Origin of the sequence: Dictyobacter aurantiacus (genome assembly GCF_003967515.1) — a bacterium.
GTDB classification, from domain to species: Bacteria; Chloroflexota; Ktedonobacteria; order Ktedonobacterales; family Ktedonobacteraceae; genus Dictyobacter; species Dictyobacter aurantiacus.
In genome coordinates, this window is the sequence record NZ_BIFQ01000001.1 from 1,289,219 (window position 1) to 1,308,030 (window position 18,812).

General features: G+C 52.6%; 15 protein-coding genes and 2 tRNA genes. 2 read left to right on the plus strand and 15 right to left on the minus strand.

Translation table 11 applies throughout. The annotated features are described in order from the left end of the window. Positions 1-219: 219 nt before the first annotated feature. From KTT_RS05220 to KTT_RS37370, 10 genes are all read right to left on the minus strand, one after another. Positions 220-948 (minus strand): response regulator transcription factor, encoded by a 729-nt coding sequence (locus tag KTT_RS05220; RefSeq protein ID WP_126594977.1) that lies wholly within the window; start codon positions 946-948, stop codon positions 220-222. 709 nt (positions 949-1,657) lie between these two features. Next, positions 1,658-2,107 (minus strand): divergent PAP2 family protein, encoded by a 450-nt coding sequence (locus KTT_RS05225; protein WP_126594978.1) that lies wholly within the window; start codon positions 2,105-2,107, stop codon positions 1,658-1,660. A 20-nt stretch (positions 2,108-2,127) separates the two neighbouring features. After that, positions 2,128-2,352, minus strand: coding sequence for an exodeoxyribonuclease VII small subunit (xseB, locus tag KTT_RS05230; protein ID WP_126594979.1), 225 nt, complete (start codon positions 2,350-2,352; stop codon positions 2,128-2,130). Positions 2,353-2,363: 11 nt separating this feature from the next. Next, positions 2,364-3,599, minus strand: coding sequence for an exodeoxyribonuclease VII large subunit (gene xseA, locus KTT_RS05235; RefSeq protein WP_126594980.1), 1,236 nt, complete (start codon positions 3,597-3,599; stop codon positions 2,364-2,366). Between the two features lie 5 nt (positions 3,600-3,604). Beyond that, a complete protein-coding gene (locus KTT_RS05240; RefSeq protein ID WP_126594981.1) occupies positions 3,605-4,120 on the minus strand; it encodes an acetyl-CoA carboxylase biotin carboxyl carrier protein in 516 nt (171 codons plus the stop codon). Between the two features lie 103 nt (positions 4,121-4,223). After that, the gene (efp, locus tag KTT_RS05245) at positions 4,224-4,781 is read right to left on the minus strand and encodes an elongation factor P (RefSeq protein ID WP_126594982.1); all 558 of its coding nucleotides are present in this window, start codon (positions 4,779-4,781) and stop codon (positions 4,224-4,226) included. A 15-nt stretch (positions 4,782-4,796) separates the two neighbouring features. Continuing rightward, on the minus strand, positions 4,797-5,897 hold the full coding sequence (locus KTT_RS05250; RefSeq protein ID WP_160145651.1) for a M24 family metallopeptidase: 1,101 nt from the start codon (positions 5,895-5,897) through the stop codon (positions 4,797-4,799). Positions 5,898-5,912: 15 nt separating this feature from the next. Continuing rightward, the gene (gene aroQ / locus KTT_RS05255; RefSeq protein ID WP_126594984.1) at positions 5,913-6,350 is read right to left on the minus strand and encodes a type II 3-dehydroquinate dehydratase; all 438 of its coding nucleotides are present in this window, start codon (positions 6,348-6,350) and stop codon (positions 5,913-5,915) included. Positions 6,351-6,356: 6 nt separating this feature from the next. After that, positions 6,357-8,021 carry a 3-dehydroquinate synthase gene (aroB, locus tag KTT_RS05260; protein WP_126594985.1) on the minus strand — a complete coding sequence of 555 codons (1,665 nt, stop codon included), beginning with the start codon at positions 8,019-8,021 and terminating at the stop codon, positions 6,357-6,359. A 29-nt stretch (positions 8,022-8,050) separates the two neighbouring features. Beyond that, the gene (locus KTT_RS37370; protein WP_160145652.1) at positions 8,051-10,552 is read right to left on the minus strand and encodes a CHAP domain-containing protein; all 2,502 of its coding nucleotides are present in this window, start codon (positions 10,550-10,552) and stop codon (positions 8,051-8,053) included. Between the two features lie 617 nt (positions 10,553-11,169). On the opposite strand from KTT_RS37370, the gene KTT_RS05270 reads away from it, so the two are divergent. Next, positions 11,170-11,243 (plus strand) — tRNA-Val (locus tag KTT_RS05270). Positions 11,244-11,283: 40 nt separating this feature from the next. Continuing rightward, a tRNA-Val gene (locus tag KTT_RS05275) sits at positions 11,284-11,360 on the plus strand. Positions 11,361-11,472: 112 nt separating this feature from the next. On the opposite strand, the gene KTT_RS05280 is transcribed toward KTT_RS05275, so the two are convergent. The 5 genes from KTT_RS05280 to KTT_RS05300 all read right to left on the minus strand — a co-directional run bounded on the left by KTT_RS05280 (position 11,473) and on the right by KTT_RS05300 (position 18,627). Continuing rightward, positions 11,473-12,885, minus strand: coding sequence for a S53 family peptidase (locus KTT_RS05280; RefSeq protein ID WP_126594987.1), 1,413 nt, complete (start codon positions 12,883-12,885; stop codon positions 11,473-11,475). A 660-nt stretch (positions 12,886-13,545) separates the two neighbouring features. Beyond that, the gene (gene ispG / locus KTT_RS05285; RefSeq protein ID WP_126594988.1) at positions 13,546-14,784 is read right to left on the minus strand and encodes a flavodoxin-dependent (E)-4-hydroxy-3-methylbut-2-enyl-diphosphate synthase; all 1,239 of its coding nucleotides are present in this window, start codon (positions 14,782-14,784) and stop codon (positions 13,546-13,548) included. Between the two features lie 19 nt (positions 14,785-14,803). After that, positions 14,804-16,003: a M50 family metallopeptidase gene (locus tag KTT_RS05290; RefSeq protein ID WP_126594989.1), complete on the minus strand. Its 1,200-nt coding sequence runs from the start codon at positions 16,001-16,003 to the stop codon at positions 14,804-14,806. A gap of 82 nt (positions 16,004-16,085) precedes the next feature. Continuing rightward, entirely contained in the window at positions 16,086-17,273 is a 1,188-nt protein-coding gene (locus tag KTT_RS05295; RefSeq protein WP_126594990.1) for a 1-deoxy-D-xylulose-5-phosphate reductoisomerase, read from the minus strand. A gap of 448 nt (positions 17,274-17,721) precedes the next feature. After that, positions 17,722-18,627, minus strand: a complete 906-nt coding sequence (locus tag KTT_RS05300) for a phosphatidate cytidylyltransferase (RefSeq protein ID WP_126594991.1) — start codon at positions 18,625-18,627, stop codon at positions 17,722-17,724. Positions 18,628-18,812 lie beyond the last annotated feature (185 nt).

Genomic DNA, 18,812 nt, shown 5'->3' on the forward strand with positions numbered 1-18,812 from the left:
CCATGCAGGCCGCAGGCGATGATCATGAAAGTTTGACACGTTCTTCGAATGGGTCTCACTCTCATCGTGCTGGTGATCGTGAGCGTCTCCGCTCTGGTGACCGCACCTACTCGATTGTTCGTTCAGGAATAACTGTGGTAGCTTACGCCATTGTGCAATACATACACCAAAGGGCTGCATTGCACAATGACGTAAAAAGTAAAGGGGCCTTAAAAGGGCTTATCTGGAAACCACCCGGAGTGGACGAACGTTCTCATCCTCAGCGGAGCGGCGAATCAGGGTATAACCAACACCAGGCACCGTGAGAATATAGTGCGGATGGCTTGGATCTGGCTCTACCTTCTGACGTAGATGACGGATGTGCGCCTTGATTAAACAGACATCCCCATCACCATCATATCCCCATACATGGGTGACAATCTGGTTTGCGGTACAGACATCGTTCGCATTGATAGCCAGCAGGTGCAGCATTTTACTTTCAGTAGGAGTAAGACGGCTTGTCTTGCCGTTTACGGTTACTTCGTTGTGCAGGGAATCGACACAGATAGGACCAACATGAATCAGCGATGAGGGCCTGCGTTCAAGAGTTCCGCGTGACCGACGGCTAACCGCTCGAATGCGAGCCAGCAACTGCGATGGAAAGAAAGGTTTCCGCAAATAATCATCAGCTCCCGACTCCAAACAACGCACCTCATCATGCACATCTTTCCCATCCGTCATTACCAGTATCAACGCGTCATGCTTGGTGCGCAGTTCGCGGCACAGGGCCAGCATATCTACATCTTTTAGAGCGGTATCCATAATTACCAGATCTGGCCGCTGCTCCAGCCATTCGTTCTGGGCACGCTCGGCTGTATAAGCACGATAGACCTCATAGCCTAGCGTCTTTAACCAGCTTGTCAGCATCTCTACTAGATCACGATCACTATCGATAATCAGTAATTTCATTGTCGCCTCCCAGCGCTGTGGTCGCCATCCGTCATCCGTCATCACATATACAAATTCAGAATTCACAAACCAGGTAAGGTCTTTAGATAGCAGTGGTCCTTAGATCATCATGGTAGAACCATTATTTTTCTATCATGTAAACGCCGCTTGCATGGATATTTTTAACACGCATATCGCTTATCGCTTTATCATTAGCGTACAATGCAATAATAATGTCAGGTAGTGATATGGGCGAGGAATGCACTACAAGCAGGAACAGATTAGTGGTGTTGTCAACGGAACAGACCGCTGCCCTTCTTGCTTTTCATGCCTTTTTACAACGTTACAATAACAAAAACAACTATTAATGCAGACTTAGCTTATCGTCTGACAAAGACTATACCCGATACACTTTTAAATTGCAATGCAGCAATGTGGTAATGCGTCACAACTTGTAGGAGGCATTAACATGAATAGGCATTCTCCGTACGTGACGGCCAGGCTCTTCGTACAAGCCATAACTTTTCTGCAGGCTCCAACAGCGCCAATACGATCCTGCCAGAAACCTCGGAGGAGAGCTGCCCAATGTCGATAGATGTAGGATAACAAAGAAGGAGAGGATACATCTATGCCAGAGTCAATCTTTATGCATAGTAGAACTGATGTCTTTCAGCGCTGAAAGGGGATAGAGACGCCTCTGCATAATATGTTCCGTTATCTATGCAAAATCTCAGATGGTGCATAACAGACCGATAGCGATCCCTAACAATCCACCCACGAAGACTTGAATAGGGGTATGGCCAATCAGTTCACGCAGACGTTTCTCGGTCGCTACAGGACTGCCCTGAAAAGCTTCTTCAATCATCTGGTTAAGAATGCGCGCCTGAATGCTAACAGCACGGCGGACGCCGGCGGCGTCGTACATCACGATACTGGCCAGCACAACAGCGATGGCAAACTCAGCGGATGCGATGCCCATTACGCGACCAACAGCTGTGGCCAGACCCGTGACAAGGGCTGAGTGAGAGCTGGGCATACCACCAGAGGAGACCAGTCGACTCAGAGCCAGTTTCCGTTGCTTGAATAATTCGAGAATAGTTTTGCTCACCTGGGCGATACCCCAGGCCAGAAAGGCCGCGATCAGCACCCGATTATCCAGTAGAGAGCCATGATTTAACATATATTCCACCCTTCCCTTTTCTATAAATCAAGGGGTGAAAGAGAGGGCGTATCGGTAGTTTCATCCATGCTCAGTTGCTGCACCGAGAGCTCAGCTTGTTGTAAGAGCTCATTGCAATACTGCGCCAGTTGCATACCATCCTGATACTGCCGCAGTGCCTGGTCAAGTGGCATCTTTCCTTCCTGCAAAGCTGCTATCGCAGCTTCCAGCCGTTCGAAAGCTTCTTCAAATGACAGCGTTTCCATCTTATCCCCTATCAAATCTTTTCTAGTGAATCCTGTACCTGCGCCGCGATCTGTCCATCCTGAACCTGAATGGTAATGATATCACCCGGCTGCACCTGCCGGGTGCTGGTTACAACTGCCTCGTCGCGCTGTTGTCGTACCACCGCATAGCCACGGGCAATGGTTAAGAGTGGGCTTAAAGAGTGCAATTGCAGGCTTACCCCCCGCAGTCGTTCGGCGCGCAGGGAGATACTATGCTGCATATGGGTCTGGAGGCGCTCGGTACATTCATCTATCTGCTGACGGCGCTGCGCGATAATGCTCTGCGGGCTCACGTGCTGCAGGTCACGCAATGCGTGGGCAAGCAGTGCCTGTCGATCTTCAATGTGTTCCATAATTAACTCGGTCAGCAGTTGCTGCTTCTCCTGCAGTTCGAACTGCCAATCCGCGATATCAGGCACAGCGGCCATGGCCGCAGCCGTTGGTGTAGACGCACGGAAATCCGCCACAAAATCCGCGATAGTAAAATCGGTTTCGTGACCGACACCACTGATGACCGGGATACGAGAACGAGCGATTGCGCGCGCGACAACCTCTTCATTAAATGCCCACAGTTCTTCAATCGAGCCGCCACCGCGCCCAACGATGATAACATCGGCCTCACCATGCTCATTGAGCAGATCGAGGGCCGTGGCGATCGAGGCGGGAGCATCAGCCCCCTGTACCTGGGCGGGCGCCAGAATAACCTGCGCTAAAGGATAGCGATTGCGTAGGGTACGTAGCATATCACGCAGGGCGGCCGCCTGTAGAGAGGTGACGATACCGATTATATCAGGCTGTTGTGGTAATGGGCGCTTGCGCTCACTATCAAACAGTCCCTCAGCCTCCAGCCGCGCCTTCATCTGCTCAAAACGGCGAAAAAGGGCGCCTTCGCCCAGTTGCATGACGGCATCAACATAAAACTGCAGCTTGCCGTCACGTTCATAGAACGCAACACGCCCGTTGACGGCCAGGGCCATCCCATCACGCAAAGTGGGAGCCGCCGTACGCAGACGTGCCTGCTTGAAGAAGACACAGGACAGTTGGGCATCGCCTTCTTTTAAGGTAAAATAACAATGTCCGGATGGATACGTTTTACAATTCGAGACTTCACCGTGCACCCAAATATTCTGCAAGATGTCGTTGGTGTCCAGCAACTCTTTTAGATACAGCGAGAGGGCCGAGACACTGATAGCCGACGGGGCTCCGAGAGAGTCTTGAAAGAGCATACGGCTTATGCCTCCTCCGAGCGATTGATCAGAAACAATTGCTGCCCATATTCCACCGCCTGGCCATCCTGAACCAGAATCTCGGCGATACTACCAGCGATCGTGCTCTCTACCTCGTTAATCACGTTTAATGATTGAATAGTACCGACGAGCTGACCCGGCTTGACACGATCTCCAACCGTGACTAGAGGATTGCCTTTAGGCTTGCCCCAGGAGTGGAAGATACCAACAAGTGGCGCATTGATTGTATGCCTGGGCTCTGTAGTAGCTTTTTCGGATTGGGTCTCGTCGCTTTCGTCCACGGCGGCGGCAACGGCGTAGGTTGTTACCTCACCCGTGCTCTGCGCCCTGGCTTTTCGCAACACGAGCTGCATCCCTTCGGCAGGCCGCTTGACCTCGATTTCTGAGACGTCGCTGGCGTCCAGTAACTGTACCAGGCGCTTGAGATGGTCGATGCCAACCCGAGGGGCGGCGCCTTCACGTGTGATGGTTTCGACTTCATGAGAATTATTGTGGTTCATAAAACGACTCCATGTATGCTAGCGGACATTGATAGACGTTGCGTCAATGCCCGCCAGTAGCAGAAGGGTAAACAAGCTCCCTCCTGCTTCCAGTAGTGTGCGGCTAGGCGCGCTCAACGTAGGCGCCGGTAGTAGTATTAACACGGATCAAATCATCGGTTGAGAGAAACAGCGGAACCTGCACGACCAGGCCAGTCTCAGTGGTGGCAGGCTTGGTGCCACCAGTGGCGGTATCACCTTTGAAGCCGGGCTCGGTGTAGGTAATGCGTAGCACAAGTTTCTCAGGGAGCTCTACCGAAATGGGCTCATCTTCATAACGAATAATGTCGAGCTCCAGGTTATCGATTAGATAATTTTTAGCATCGCCTAGCTGCGCCTCGGTCAGCACAATATCGTCATAGGTGCTGGTGTCCATAAAATGATATTGATCACCATCCTGATATTGATAGGTCACATGTGAGCGATCCAGGTATACGCGCTTGAATTTATCGCCAGCGTCACAGGTGCGGTCAACCGTTGCCCCTGAGCGCAAATTACGCAACTTCATACGCACAATCGCGCCGCCACGACCGATTTTGACGTGCTGCCATTCCAAAATGGAACACAGTTGCCCTTCAAACTCTATCGTGACGCCTTTTTTCAAATCACCAGTTGAAATCATGAATACTAATCTCCTTTAGCGCTGAATCACCAGTTCAGTAGGTGACTGCGTTAATACTTCAACACCATCTTCTTTAATCAACACACAATCTTCAACACGTGTACCAGTCCACCCGGGAATGTAGACACCTGGCTCAACCGTGACGACCGAACCGGCTGGTAATTTGACATCTTCGGGGGCACGTTGTGAAAGAGAGGGACTTTCATGAATCTCCAGGCCGACTCCATGGCCTGTACTGTGAATATAATATTCTGCCAGGCCAGCTTCCGCCAGAGCGTTGCGTGCCAGTGCATCGGCTTCACGTCCGGAGATACCCGCGTATAAACCCTGCTCGCAGGTCTTCATCGCGCGCAGGACGGCCTCATATATCTCTTTCATGCGCGGCTCGGCAGGTTCGCCCAGGCAGAGAGTGCGGGTCATGTCGGCACAATAACCCTTATAGCGGGCCCCCATGTCAATCGTAATTAACTCACCGGACTGAAGCTGACGCGAACTAGGAACGGCGTGCGGCATAGATCCATTGGGACCGGAAGCGACGATTGAGCTAAATGAGGGTCCATCGGCTCCCAACTCCGCCATTTTACGCGAGATCTCCCAGGAGACCTCTTTCTCGGTCATGCCTGGCTGAATCCACTGGCACAGATGCGCGAACGTGTCGTCGGTAATAGCGATCGCCCGTCGCAGTAGTTCCAACTCATGTGGCTGCTTGACGTCGCGCAGGCGATTGACGATGGTCTCTTCAAATGGATGCAGGCTGAATGTTCCTTCGCCCACCTGGCGCAGCGCATCAAAATCGGAGTAGCGCAGCACGCTGGACTCAAATCCAATCTTCTTCCAGCCATATTCTTGAGCCAGAGAGGCTATCGATTGCGTGTAGTTGCGTCCAGGGGGGATCACGACATGCCACCCAACCGCTTCACGTGTGGCAACCTCGCCGTACAGCAAATTCGTTAGCAGGATTTGCTGCTGCGCGCTCACGATGACAGAGCCAGATCCCTCCTCATCGTTTAGCCAACCGCTCAAATAAGAAGCGTTCTGCGGGTGCGTGACATAAAAGGCATCCAGACCTTGCTCAGCCATCCACGCCCGAAATTGTTGCACGCTCTCTTGACTCATAACCATCTCTTTCTATTACTCGCTTACCAGTGCCGTCAAAGCCTCTAGCGCCATGACATAGACCCGCCATCCCAGGCCGGCTATCTGTCCACGACATACAGGAGCAATCACTGAATGATGCCGGAACTCTTCGCGCGCATACACATTGCTCAGGTGAACCTCGATCGTTGGCAGCCTGGCATCGGCAATGGCATCGCGTAGCGCGATCGAATAATGGGTAAACGCACCAGGATTAATGACGATACCAGCGGCCTGCGCGCGCTGCTGCTGAATACAATCGATCAGGCCCCCCTCGTAATTGGATTGAAAACAGGTGACGCTGACACCCAGTGCTGCGGCACGCTGACGTACCGCTTCATGAATATGCTTCAGGGTCATCGTACCATAAATCTCGGGTTCTCGGGTACCCAGCATATTCAGGTTCGGCCCGCTTAAGATGAGGAAATTCTGCATCTCTCCCTACTTTTCTCCCATGAATGCCGTAACAATGCGTTCAACCAGCTCATCGGGTAAAGGCGTGATGGTAACTTCACCGATCCGCCTGGGCATAATCCAACGCACTCGCTTGCCAACGACCTTTTTATCAAGCTGCATGGCCGCCAGAATATCACGGGCATGTACCGATCCTTGATAGGTGGTCGGAAGTCCCAGGGCCGCCAGCAATTGATTTTGACGCCGCATATCCTGCTCGCCAAAGAGACCAGACTCGTGCGCCAGCCTCGCCGCTACTACCATACCCAGAGAGACGGCTTCGCCATGCAGCCATTCACCGTAGCCTGAAACATTTTCCAGCGCATGGCCAAAGGTATGGCCGTAATTCAAAATGGCGCGTCGCCCCTGCTCCCGCTCATCTTCTTCTATAATCATTACCTTCAAATCGATACAACGCGCAATGATCTGGCAGAGCAGCGCCACAGGTGATCGGGAGAAATCGCGCAATGTGCTCGCATGCGCCTCTAATAAGGCAAACAGCTCAGCGTCGAGTATGATACCATACTTTACAATTTCTGCCCATCCCTCTGTACGGGAACGTTCTGGCAGAGAGAGCAGCGTAGCCGGGTCGGCTAATACCAGGCGAGGATGATAAAAGGCCCCGATCAGATTTTTGCCGCGAGGATGGTTGATGCCGGTTTTGCCACCAATAGCGGAGTCGACCTGGGCGAGCAGCGAGGTGGGAATCTGGATTAAAGGCACGCCGCGTAGATAGGTGGCGGCCGCGTATCCTACCAGGTCGCCAACTACGCCACCGCCGAGCGCGACCAGCGCTTCGCGGCGCTCAGCATGCTGCTCTAACAGCCAGTCATAGATCGCCGAGAGCTGCTGCTGTGATTTGCTCCCCTCGCCTGCAGGTACTGTATAGACAAGCGGTTCAAAACCTGCCGCGGTCAATTGTGACTGTAACGAAGGGATATAGAGATCGTGGATATTGCTATCGGTGATGATAAATACGCGTGGTGGTAGCTGCAACTGCTTGAGGTAAAAGGCCAGCCGCTGCAATCCGCCCCACTCAACCACGGTATCATATCCCGCCCCCACATGAACGTGACGCACAATAGGAGCCACCTGCTCCTGAGAAGTGTGATCTAGATCTTCAAGCATAGCTATAATCTCCCCGGCCACCTGCTCCGCCGATTTCCCCTGGGTCAGACAGGTAAGCTCGGCCTCTTGATACCAGGCTTCACGAGCCGCCAGCATCCTTTGTAGATTGGCGAGAGGATCTGTACCAGATAAAAGAGGTCGTATCTCCAGCGTCTGACCGTGTTGTTGCTCCCTGAGATGTTGCGCCTGCAGGCGAAGCAAGGATTCTCGTGGATCAACTTGCAGAAAGACGCGCACACCATGCAGGGTCATGAGCGTACGATTCTCTGGACGTACAACAATGCCACCACCGGTTACGATGATGGCATCATCTGGTTGTTGCACTGCATGAGCCAGCATACGGGCCTCGAGTGTGCGAAAATATTCCTCACCGTGCCGGGCAAAAATTGCCGGAATGCGCTCTCCATACTCCTGTTCAATAAGCGCGTCGACATCCAGTAAGGGACGTCCCAACCGTTGCGCCAGCAGGCGCCCGACCGTACTCTTTCCGCTTCCAGACAGCCCTATCAAAAATACGTGTCGCATAGTGGCTTTATTGTACCACGATTCCGCCCTTAATAGAGCTCTTCGTTGCGAATGTTTGTGGTCAACGAGTTTACCATGCTAAAGACGGTTGTATCGACCGATTGCACGTGTTCTTGAACCGGCACGCCCGCGCGTAAGAAGGCTTGGATACGATTATCGTAGACGGTGAATTCTCGCCCAAACGAGAACACATATTGCTCAAGCTGCCCACTTTGACGGTTGAGCACCAGAATAGTGTCGTTGGTGGCGCATGACGCTTTCGGGCCGCAATTGGTTCGGTTGGTAAAGGCCCCCACGAGGATCTGCCAGCGCTGATCCCAGGTCTTGACCAGGTATTGATGGGCGATATTGAGCTTCTGATCAAAGGCGACAAAGGTGCTCTGGGCGCTCTGGGCGTCATAGAGCATAACACTCAACGTCGGGAGTCCAAAGTGACCAACGTACAGAACCTGGTGCGCTCCGACATGCGATTGGAGCTTCTGTTGCGAGAGCTGCAGATGCGCGTCAAATGCCAGCGTCTGAATGTCACCGCTGCCTGGATCATACAGGAGCAGTTGAGAACGGCCAGAGTTGATGAAGTCGCCGCTATAGACGACCCAGTTACTACCTAGATTATGCTGCTCATGATAATCAAGGACCCCTAGATGCTGGTCGAAATCCATGATGCGACCCTCGCCCATAGTGCGATCGTACAGGAAGATACCATCCTGTTGCACGTTCACGAAGCGGCCGACATAGACTTCCCAGCTGGAATGCCATAGAGTATAGCTCTGCTGCTGATGGATGCTCAGATCTGGGTTAAAATCCATCAGCTCGACGTTGGCCGAACGATTCTGCTTCTCCCAGTCCGCCAGCTGATTGCCGCTTAATTCACCACCTTTATCCGGAGGATCATCAGCCAGAATGTTGGTAGGCATCACATAGCTGTATTGCACGGTCTTCTGCGCAGCAGGAGTAGCGCTCGGTGTGGCGCTGGCCGTAGGTGTCGGTGTAGCAGCCGGTGTCGCCGCTTTGGTTGGTGTTGGTGTGGGCACCGCCGTTGGAACTGGCGTAGGTGTCGGCGTCAGCACCGCCGTTGGAACTGGCGTAGGTGTCGGCGTGGGTGCTACCGTCGGCGTCGGCGTTGTTACAGCGGCTGGCGTCGGCGTCGGCGTCGATACAGGAGTTGGCGTCACTGTAGGGTTTGGCGTTGCTGTCGCCGTTGGTGTTGATGTCACCGTTGGCTTTGGTGTTGGTGTCACCGTTGGCTTTGGCGACGCCGTCGCGGTTGGCTTTGGCGACGCCGTCGCGGTTGGCTTTGGCGTCGCGGTTGATGTAGCGCTGGCGGTCAGGGTTGCCTTCGTCGCCGGGCTCGACGGCACCGTTGGTCCAGTTGGGGTCGAGACTGGACTCGGGACAGGCGGATCAACCGGGTTAGTGGCTGAAGGGGTGGGATTATTCGGATCAGCTACGGGCAGGGTGCTTGAGAAGCGCTTATACATAAAGAGACCGCTGCTCTTGCCATTGAAGCGCCCGACCGAAATCTCCCAGCCTGGTCCAATATTGGAGAGGATCATATGTTTTTTAATGTGAAAATTGGTGTCCAGGCCCAGAAGCTGGACGGTACCCGCCACCCGATCATAGAGCAAGATCTCTGAGGCCCGGCCACCTGAGAAATTGCCTACATGGATATCCAGGGTCGATCCCCAGCTACCAGCAGGCGTGGTCGCGTCACCCAGATCCACCAGGGGCTGCGCCGCATCCGGCACGTGCAGCAATTCGTCATCCGATGAAACGTCGTATGTACGCGGCCGCACTTTCTGTGCGGGCAATCGCTGCTGGTTCAACTTATAGATCTGGATACTCCCTCGCTGCCGATTATAGAGCAGCAATGCGCTGGAGCCGTTGCCAGAGAAGTCCGCGTTGAACTCCTGATCGGAGGAGGCCGGTGACAGACCTAGCGCGATACGATCACTGGTATAGGTCGATTGTTGCTGCTGCTGTACATTGCTGGTAGAAATAATCCCATTACTGGTAACAGGGATAGAAGGATTGGTGCTCGCCGGGGCAGTCGCAGCGGCATTCGCCTCGTTGGCGGCCGCGATGGGATCTCCGAAGCTGCTTATACCAGGCAGACGGGCAAAGAGCTGACTATCAACTCTATTGGGAAAATAAATAAAGCGCAGCTGACCATTCTGGTACTGCGGCTGATTAATCTCATCTACATTATAATTATTGGCGGCATACATATATCTGACATCGCCATAATTTTGATACGTGACGCCAAAGGTCGATTTATCCGCGCTCACAGAAGTAACGAAGGCAACGTGTCCCGCCGCGCTCGACGCCCACACGCCATCCGCCACAGGGAAAACAGCGATCGAACCCACTCGTGGTGTAGTACCAACGGTGAATCCAGAACGGGCGGCGTTAATGGCCCAATCAGCGGCGTTACCCCAGTTCATCGGCAGATCGTAGCCCAGCAAATGCCACTGCTCCCAGGCCCACCAGACACAATTACCACCCAATGGATAAGGGCCGGGACAGAGCATATAAGGGTTACCGTCTGGAGAAAAATAAGAACTACTGCAATCAGCATTACTCTGAATGTGAGCCTGAGCATTCACTGATGGTGCAATGGTAAATGGAGAAAACTCTACAAGAATAATCAGGCAAAGTAGAAATAGACCAACGATCTTTACCCACTTACGGCTAGCACGGTCACCGCTTAGCCCATGCCTTATCTTCAGCATCCGTCCTTGGGCGGAAAAAAGCATACAGGACACACCTTCCTAGAGTGCAGAGACGGTACAAGGTCTTGTGATCGCTTCCCCTGAAAATGCGCATCCGGGTATATCATTGAGGATCAACACACATAAAAAAGCGGCACCCTTATAGATGCAGACTGATATACTCGACGCAACGGTAATAGACTTTTTTGTCAAGAATAAATAAATAGATGTTCTCGACACACGGAAAATTATAACATCGTATTCCTATAGAATCAACCCACTCTGCCTGATTTTTAGTACTTACGGAATTTATAAAGTTTTTTAATATGCCTTTTAGCATAGTATTTTGCATTTCCAAAGCCCATCATTCCTTGAAAAAAGCAGCTCACCAGGCGCTTGACAATCCATCGGATCGATGCTATTATTGTCTGCGTTAAGGGCGATTAGCTCAGTTGGTTAGAGCGCCACGTTGACATCGTGGAGGTCACAGATTCGAGTTCTGTATCGCCCATTTAGATTTACTGGCAACAAATCCCAGAAATTTATCCCATGGTCGATTAGCTCAGTTGGTTAGAGCGCCACGTTGACATCGTGGAGGTCACAGATTCGAGTTCTGTATCGACCACCAGCAAGAAGAGGCCCTCCTGCTTATGAATATAGCAGGAGGGCCTCTTCTTGCTGATAGAGGCACCTGAAAAGGTCTGATACCCCTAGATAGGGGTATCAGGGTTGCTACAGGCTTATCTCATGGTCGCTTTCTGGGCATCGAAATCATGGGAATGGACACCGCCAGTAAAGAGAACCAGCAATGGCACAAACTTGGAGACTACAGGTGAGCCCCAACCAGTTACAGCATCCCAGCCTTTTTTGGCATCATATCCCTGGATCGTCACCGGGTTGCCGTTGGCATCGGCGAAGGTGAAGGTATTGTTGCCCGACGTGATGTCATGGAAGGTAGCTGAATAGATGGGGTTGATGCGACCAAAGATCAGGTACAGTACAGGGTTGATGAGACCAACCTTCTTGTTGCCAAGCTGATCGGCGAGGGCAATAATGCCAGCCCACTGTGGGGAGCCAGCGCTGGTGCCGCCAAAGATGAAGACCGATCCAGCAGGAGCGCCGCTATCAGAGGTAACAGCTAAGACACCACCATTGATAGCTGCATTATAGGCCACATCCGGCACACCGCGACCCTTGCCGGGAAGGTTTGGCAATCCATACTGATAGAATGGCTTCGCATAAACGTTGCTTATGCCACCACCACCAGCAGCACCGAACTGGGGCTCGTTCCAGGCTACTTCGCTCTGATAAGCACCGGTAACCGCATCAGCCACCAGCTGGGTACCACCGACACCGGATACGAACGGATCGTTAGCGGGTGAAGAGGCCGACTTGATATAGGAGTTACCATCGCAGGTAGGCTGCGCCGCGCCCTGGTCACCAGCAGATGCGAACAGGGTGATGTTCTTTCTGGTGGCAGCTTTGAAGGCATCGTGCCATTTCTGGTTGGTTGCCGCATCCAGGCAGCTCTCAGCCTCACCAAAGCTCATCGAGACGACATCGCCCAGGTTGTGATCGATCGCGTACTGCAATGAAGCGACCAGGTCATTGTCGTCGCTGCTCTTGGCCAGAACCAGGTCAATGGTTGCGTCAGGAGCAACGGCATGAGACCACTCCACGTCCAGCGCAATCTCACCAGCCCAGCCTTCCTGCAAGGGGCTTCCATCAAATGGAGTCAGCGAACCCTGTCCAGGAATAATGTTGAGGGTAGGATCATTCAAACCAAAATTCTGATCAAAAGAATGAAGGTCATCCTTAATATGGGGAGCACTATAGGCATCCAAAATAACGATTGTACGACCTTTTCCAGTAATTCCTTTGTCTAATAGTGGTTGAATGCTATAAGCATTACGGATCTGTTTAGGACCATAACAGCGAACGGCAGCGGTGTTCGACTGACACTTAAAGGTTTTATCCTGAATCATGCCAGCATAGATATGATGGGGATTCACCACCGCCAGAGGATTGACGTGACTCGATGCATACGCGCCCGCAGTCTGCGTGGCTGCACCAGTCGCCAGAAGAGCCAGTAATAGCGCAAAAGCGAATGTTGCATAAAACATACGAGGAGCAACCATACGTCTTTGCATCATAAGATACCCTCCGATTTAAATCATAGAGCTAAATATGTCAATTAGAAAGAGTCGCTTTCTAAGTATAGGAGATAATAAATGAATTTGCTAGCTCTTTGGATATAAAAATACTGCAGAAATGTGTAATACAATAAATGTCTTTTGTAAAGAAAAGCAGAAAGGAAAAATATCACGGCGAGATAACACACTATGATACATCCTGAAGCCAAACATTAGAAAAAATCACCAGGGTAAACTGTATGAATTACACATTACGTATATCCACAAAAAGTACTATTTCCCCCTCTTATCCAACCAGGGTCACTGACAAACGTAAGGCTTTTTTTACTATATCACCTTCCTAAAGACTCTCATTATCATAGCGCGTATATGCGCCCCCACACGCGCGGCCGCGCCGATTTGTTTATGGTGGTACAGGGCGTGCGCATCTGCGCACGCCCTGTACCACCATAAAATAGACTCCTGTGCCCCTTTTGAGGGGTTGCGCGACATGAGGGACAGGTGCTTCCGTCCACTCTCTGTACCACCATAACATGAGCTACGAGCAAACAGTTTGAGGAATAGAGCGACATGAGGGGTCGCTGCAGATGCAGCGACCCCTCATGTCGCTCTATTCCTCAAAAAACAGATGAGCGCAGTAGGCGCTCGTTCATCCAGGGATTACGCCCGTGGCAGAATCGGCAGATTCATCCCTTCATCGCGGGTGCGGTGGGTACCGGCAACATCTTTAATGCCACCCTCAGGGTAGACTACCTTTGCCTCAGCCTCAGGCAGTAAGCTGGCAACCTCTTTTAAGACGGCGTCCAGGAATTGATCCTCGGGAACGGTTTTGACCACCTGGCCTTTGCGGAAGATGACGCCCTTCCCTTTACCACCAGCCAGGCCCACATCGGCGTCACGCGATTCGCCAGGACCATTAACGACGCACCCCATGACCGCCACCTGGATAGGTGTCTGTACCTTGGAGAGACGTTTCTCTACCTCGTTGGCGACGCTGATCACATCAATCTCGACACGGCCACAGGAGGGGCAGGAGACAAAGGTGACACCTCGGTTGCGCAGCTCCAGAGAGCGTAAGATCTCGAAAGCCACCGGGATCTCTTCTTCAGGCTCGGCACTCAAGCTAACGCGAATCGTGTCACCAATGCCTTCAGCCAGCAAGATACCCATACCCACTGAGGATTTTACAGCTCCCGTTACCAGGGTACCGGCTTCAGTAATACCCAGGTGGAGTGGATAGTCCGAGCGCTGCGAGAAGCGGCGATAGGCCTCAATGGCGGTTAGTACCGTCGAGGACTTCAGGGAGACATCGATGTTATGGTAATCCAACTCCTCACACCAGCCGATATACTCCAGCGCGCGAGTAACCATACGCTCGGCCAGGTGTTCGCGCTCCTGGCGGCGGGCCTCAGCGGGATCGGTGCGCTCAAGGGTGCCATCATCGCGCAGGCGTACCTGCACGCGCTGCATCTGCGCAACCTTATCCAGCGCATCGATTGAACCTGAGTTCACGCCAATACGCATGGCAACACCACGTTCTTTCGCAGCCAGCACAATCTTCTCCATCGACTTGCGCCCCTGTAACAGGTTGCCAGGATTGATGCGAACCTTATCGATGCCCTGGCGAATCGCTTCCAGTGCCAGTTCAGGATTATAGTGAATGTCGGCCACCAGTGGGATATTAATGCGCTTCTTGATCTCGCTCAAAACCACAGCGTCTTCCATCTCAGGCACGGCGACGCGCACCAGTTCGCAGCCCACATCCTGCAAGCGATGAATCTGGGCCACCGTTGACTCAACATCACGAGTATAGGTCGTGGTCATTGACTGCACAATAATGGGGGCGTCACCGCCAATTGCGATATTACCTACATGTATCTGTCGTGTTTTTTTTCGCATAATTGAAAGTAAACTCCGTTTAGCCGTTCCAATGCATAAGATCACTCACGGTGACCACAATCATAAGAACTAATAGTAAGGCAAAACCAACCAGATTAATAAGTCCCTCGCGCTCCGGTTTCAAGCGTTTTCCACCACGCAATATCTCTACCAATATCAAGAAGACGCGCCCACCATCCAGAGCGGGGAAGGGGAGAATATTAAAAATTGCTAAATTCAAACTTAAAGCAGCGGTAAGACTCAGTATGGGCCACCAGCCAACAACCGGGGTCTCTGCCGCCACGTTCTGCGTGACCTGAGCGATCCCAACCGGACCCGAGAACTGCGGCTGAATCGCGCCAACAATCATTTTGCCAATAATGGACAGGTATTGATGAATAAAGTCGACAGTATGCACAATACCTCTAAAGGGGGCTTGCCAGAGAGGATAGTGCATGGTTATAACTTTGGCTCCCACTCCCATATAGCCCTGCCCTTGCGGTGGATGGACACGCGCGTTGACGGTTACCTGCTGTGTGGTTCCCGGTTGACCCCGGCGAATCGTCAATTGAATGGGGATATGGTCATTTTTCCCCTTATCGGCATTAATAATCTGCGTCACCGCCGTCGACATGGCGGTGAAGTCCTTGACCGCCTTCCCATTCACAGCCACCACCGTATCATCAGTCTGCAAACCAGCCGCAGCCGCCGGAGAACCAGCCTGCACCGTTCCGATCACCGCCGTCGGCGTGGGCATTGGCTCACCCAGACCATAAGCAATCGTAAACAGCGCAATGCCAAGCAGAAAATTCATAAAGACGCCGGCACAGAGTACGATGATGCGCTTACCCGCCGTTTTCGAGGCAAAGCTGCCTTCATCATAGCGCCCATCCTCATCAACGGCCTCCCCATTCTCACCCACCATGCGTACATAGCCGCCAAGAGGCAGGAGGTTCAACGAATACAGCGTACGCTCAGGCGGAGTCGCTGATTCGTTGCTGGCAGTGCCAAAGGGATTCTGAATATTGCTGGTATCCACCGCCGAACGCCCTTGCCCAAACCACAACACATCCCAACCGCCACGTTCGCGCTTGCGAAAGCTTACAACGTTAGGAGGAAAGCCCAGCGCGAATTCGTCAACTCGAATGCCAGCCCACTTTGCCGCAATAAAATGTCCTAGCTCGTGTACAAACACGAGCAATCCCAACACCGGAATCACAGCGAGTATATACCAGCTCATCCCCTTTTCCTTTTCTCAATACGCATCTCTATGTGTACCATCTGCGGATGCTTCCCCCTATCAACGGCATGCAGCCTCATAACTATGACTGAACCTGGATGCGCTTCTTCCACAACTCACGCACGGTACGACGTGCCCATGCGCAAGCTTCAAGAGTCGCGGCCACATCCGGCTGCTCAATCGACTGATGGCGCTCCAGGACCGCCTCAATTAACTGGGCGATCTCCAGATACCCAATTTTGCCGGTCAGAAACAGTTCAACAGCCTCTTCATCCGCACCCACCAGGGCACAGGGATAGGTACCACCACGCTTGCCCGCTTCAACCGCCAGTCGGAAACAGGGGAAGCGCGAAAGCTCCAGTTCCTCAAAATGCAACGCTGCGACATCGGGCCAGCGCAGTTCACGAATAAAATCTGTCTCGGCAGACGCCAGGCGATCAGGATAGCCCAGGGCATTCATGATTGGTAGGTGCATGCTTGGCAGGCTGGCCTGCATTTTGATAGAGCCATCAACAAACTCAACCATTGAATGGATGACACTTTCTGGATGCACCACCACTTCCATCTTCTCATATGGTACACCAAACAGCCAATGAGACTCAATCACTTCCAGTGCCTTGTTCATCAAGGTTGCGCTATCAATGGTGATCTTGGGTCCCATGCTCCAGGTGGGATGTGCCAGTGCCTGTTTAACCGTTACCGTTTTCAGGTCCTCCAACGGAGTTTTTCGGAAGGGTCCGCCAGATGCAGTCAAGAGGAGGCGATGAATGTTTTTCTGCTCTTCCCCCCTCAGGCACTGCCAGATAGCACTATGCTCACTATCAATAGGGTAGATGGAGACCCCCACACGCTGAGCCGCCTGGGTTACAAGGTGACCCGCCATGACCAGGGTCTCTTTATTGGCCAGCGCGATCGTCTTTCCAGCTCCAATAGCCGCCAGCGTAGGCATCAAGCCCACCAGGCCGGAGGTAGCGGCGACCAGAATATCGGCATCGGCATGGGTGGCCACCGCCAGCAATCCTTGTTCACCGAGCAGAGCTCGGGGCAACAGGCGCCGGGCACTGGCCTCAACCTCCGGGGAGTCAGCGTAACAGGTCACCAGATCGGGCTGGAACTCCTGCACTTGCTGAGCCAGCAAGTCCACATTGCTGCGTGCAGCCATAGCAACCACGCGGAATTGTTCGGGAAAGCGCCGTACGACATCGAGGGTCTGTCGCCCAATTGATCCCGTGCTTCCTAGTAAAGCAATTCGTTTAGGGAACGTTGTCATGAAACTCAACCTATGATATATATTTGCTTACTTACGCCGTGTAAGTAATGTTTCAGTTTAGCCTTTCATCCAGATTATAGCATGTATGAGCCAGGATGTTCTGTTTTGATCAATCCTGGCTATTGATCAAAACGCTAAATATGTTTTGACTTCCGTCATCATAAGGGACGTGATAGCCCCCATACGCGCGGCCGCTACGCGGCCGCGCGGATTTTTATGATGGTGCAACAGGTGCGCGAATGAGCACCTGTTGCACCATCATAAAATGGGCTGCTGAGCACCTGTTGCACCATCATAAAATGGGCTGCTGAGCACCTGTTGCACCATCATAAAATGGGCTGCTGAGCACCTGTTGCACCATCATAAAATGGGCTGCTGAGCATCGCAGGTGAGAACATACAGGCAAGCCACAGGCGGTAATCATGATAGTAAGACACGCACTAATAGGCTAGCGGAAAAACAGGGAGAAGATATAGACGACAAAGACGGCGAAGAGCAGGCTATCGATGCGGTCGAGCATGCCACCATGCCCCGGCATAAACTGGCCGCTATCCTTGACGTGCATCTGGCGTTTGATTAACGACTCGGCCAGGTCCCCCAGGGTCGCCGCGGTTCCTATCAGTAATCCCAGCACAATAGCAAAATACCAGGGGACGCCCAGAGGGGCAACGGTGAAGAGCAGACTGGCGATCACCGAGACCACCAGACCACCAGCAACACCCTCCCATGTTTTCGCGGGACTGATATGAGGGGCCATTTTGTGGCGTCCGAAGTAGCGCCCCGAGAAGAAGGCCGCCCCATCAAAACCCCAGACGCCTAGCAGCGTAATTAAAAGCCACCAGACACCGCGAGGCAGGGTCACCCACCATCCCTGCATAGGATGCAGAGAGCTGACCTCGTATCCACGCAGGAGTAAGAAATAGCTCATTGACCAGCCCAGGTACAGAGGAACGGCCAGTGTCAGGGCCCAGTCAATCAGCGTGCCCTCCAGTTGCTTACGCGTAAAAAGCCAGCAAAAGGAAAGCACAATCGAAGACCCCAGCCCGATCTGCAGTATCAGGAGCTGCTGCGGCGGAAACATGGCGGAACCCAGAAAAAGCACACCCAGCACATAGCTCATCACAATCAACGGATGATAACCGGCTTTATGGAGCATCGTGTGCAGCTCAATTGTTCCCAGCACAACGACCCCCAGACACGCCGCGAAAGCCCACCAGCCGCCAAACCAGACAAAGAGGAGAACAACCGGCATCGCGATCGCCGCGGTCAACAGGCGCTGGCCAACAGACGTATTCGCTTTCTTCTCGGGCTCAGTTACACCCGCATCACTATTCTGCTTACTCGTGCCTTGCAAATAATTACTCCTCAGTCAAGCTATAGGTTATTCTAACATACACAGAAAATGCCATATTCCCAATGCGGTAGCTCTGTGTAGAATCGACCTCGGGCCGCTCCGTCCATACGAGCGCTGCTCGACCAGGATTCCCCATATACCTGCTCATAGGCATTATGCATGTCGCACCAGACAATGCCAAAAAA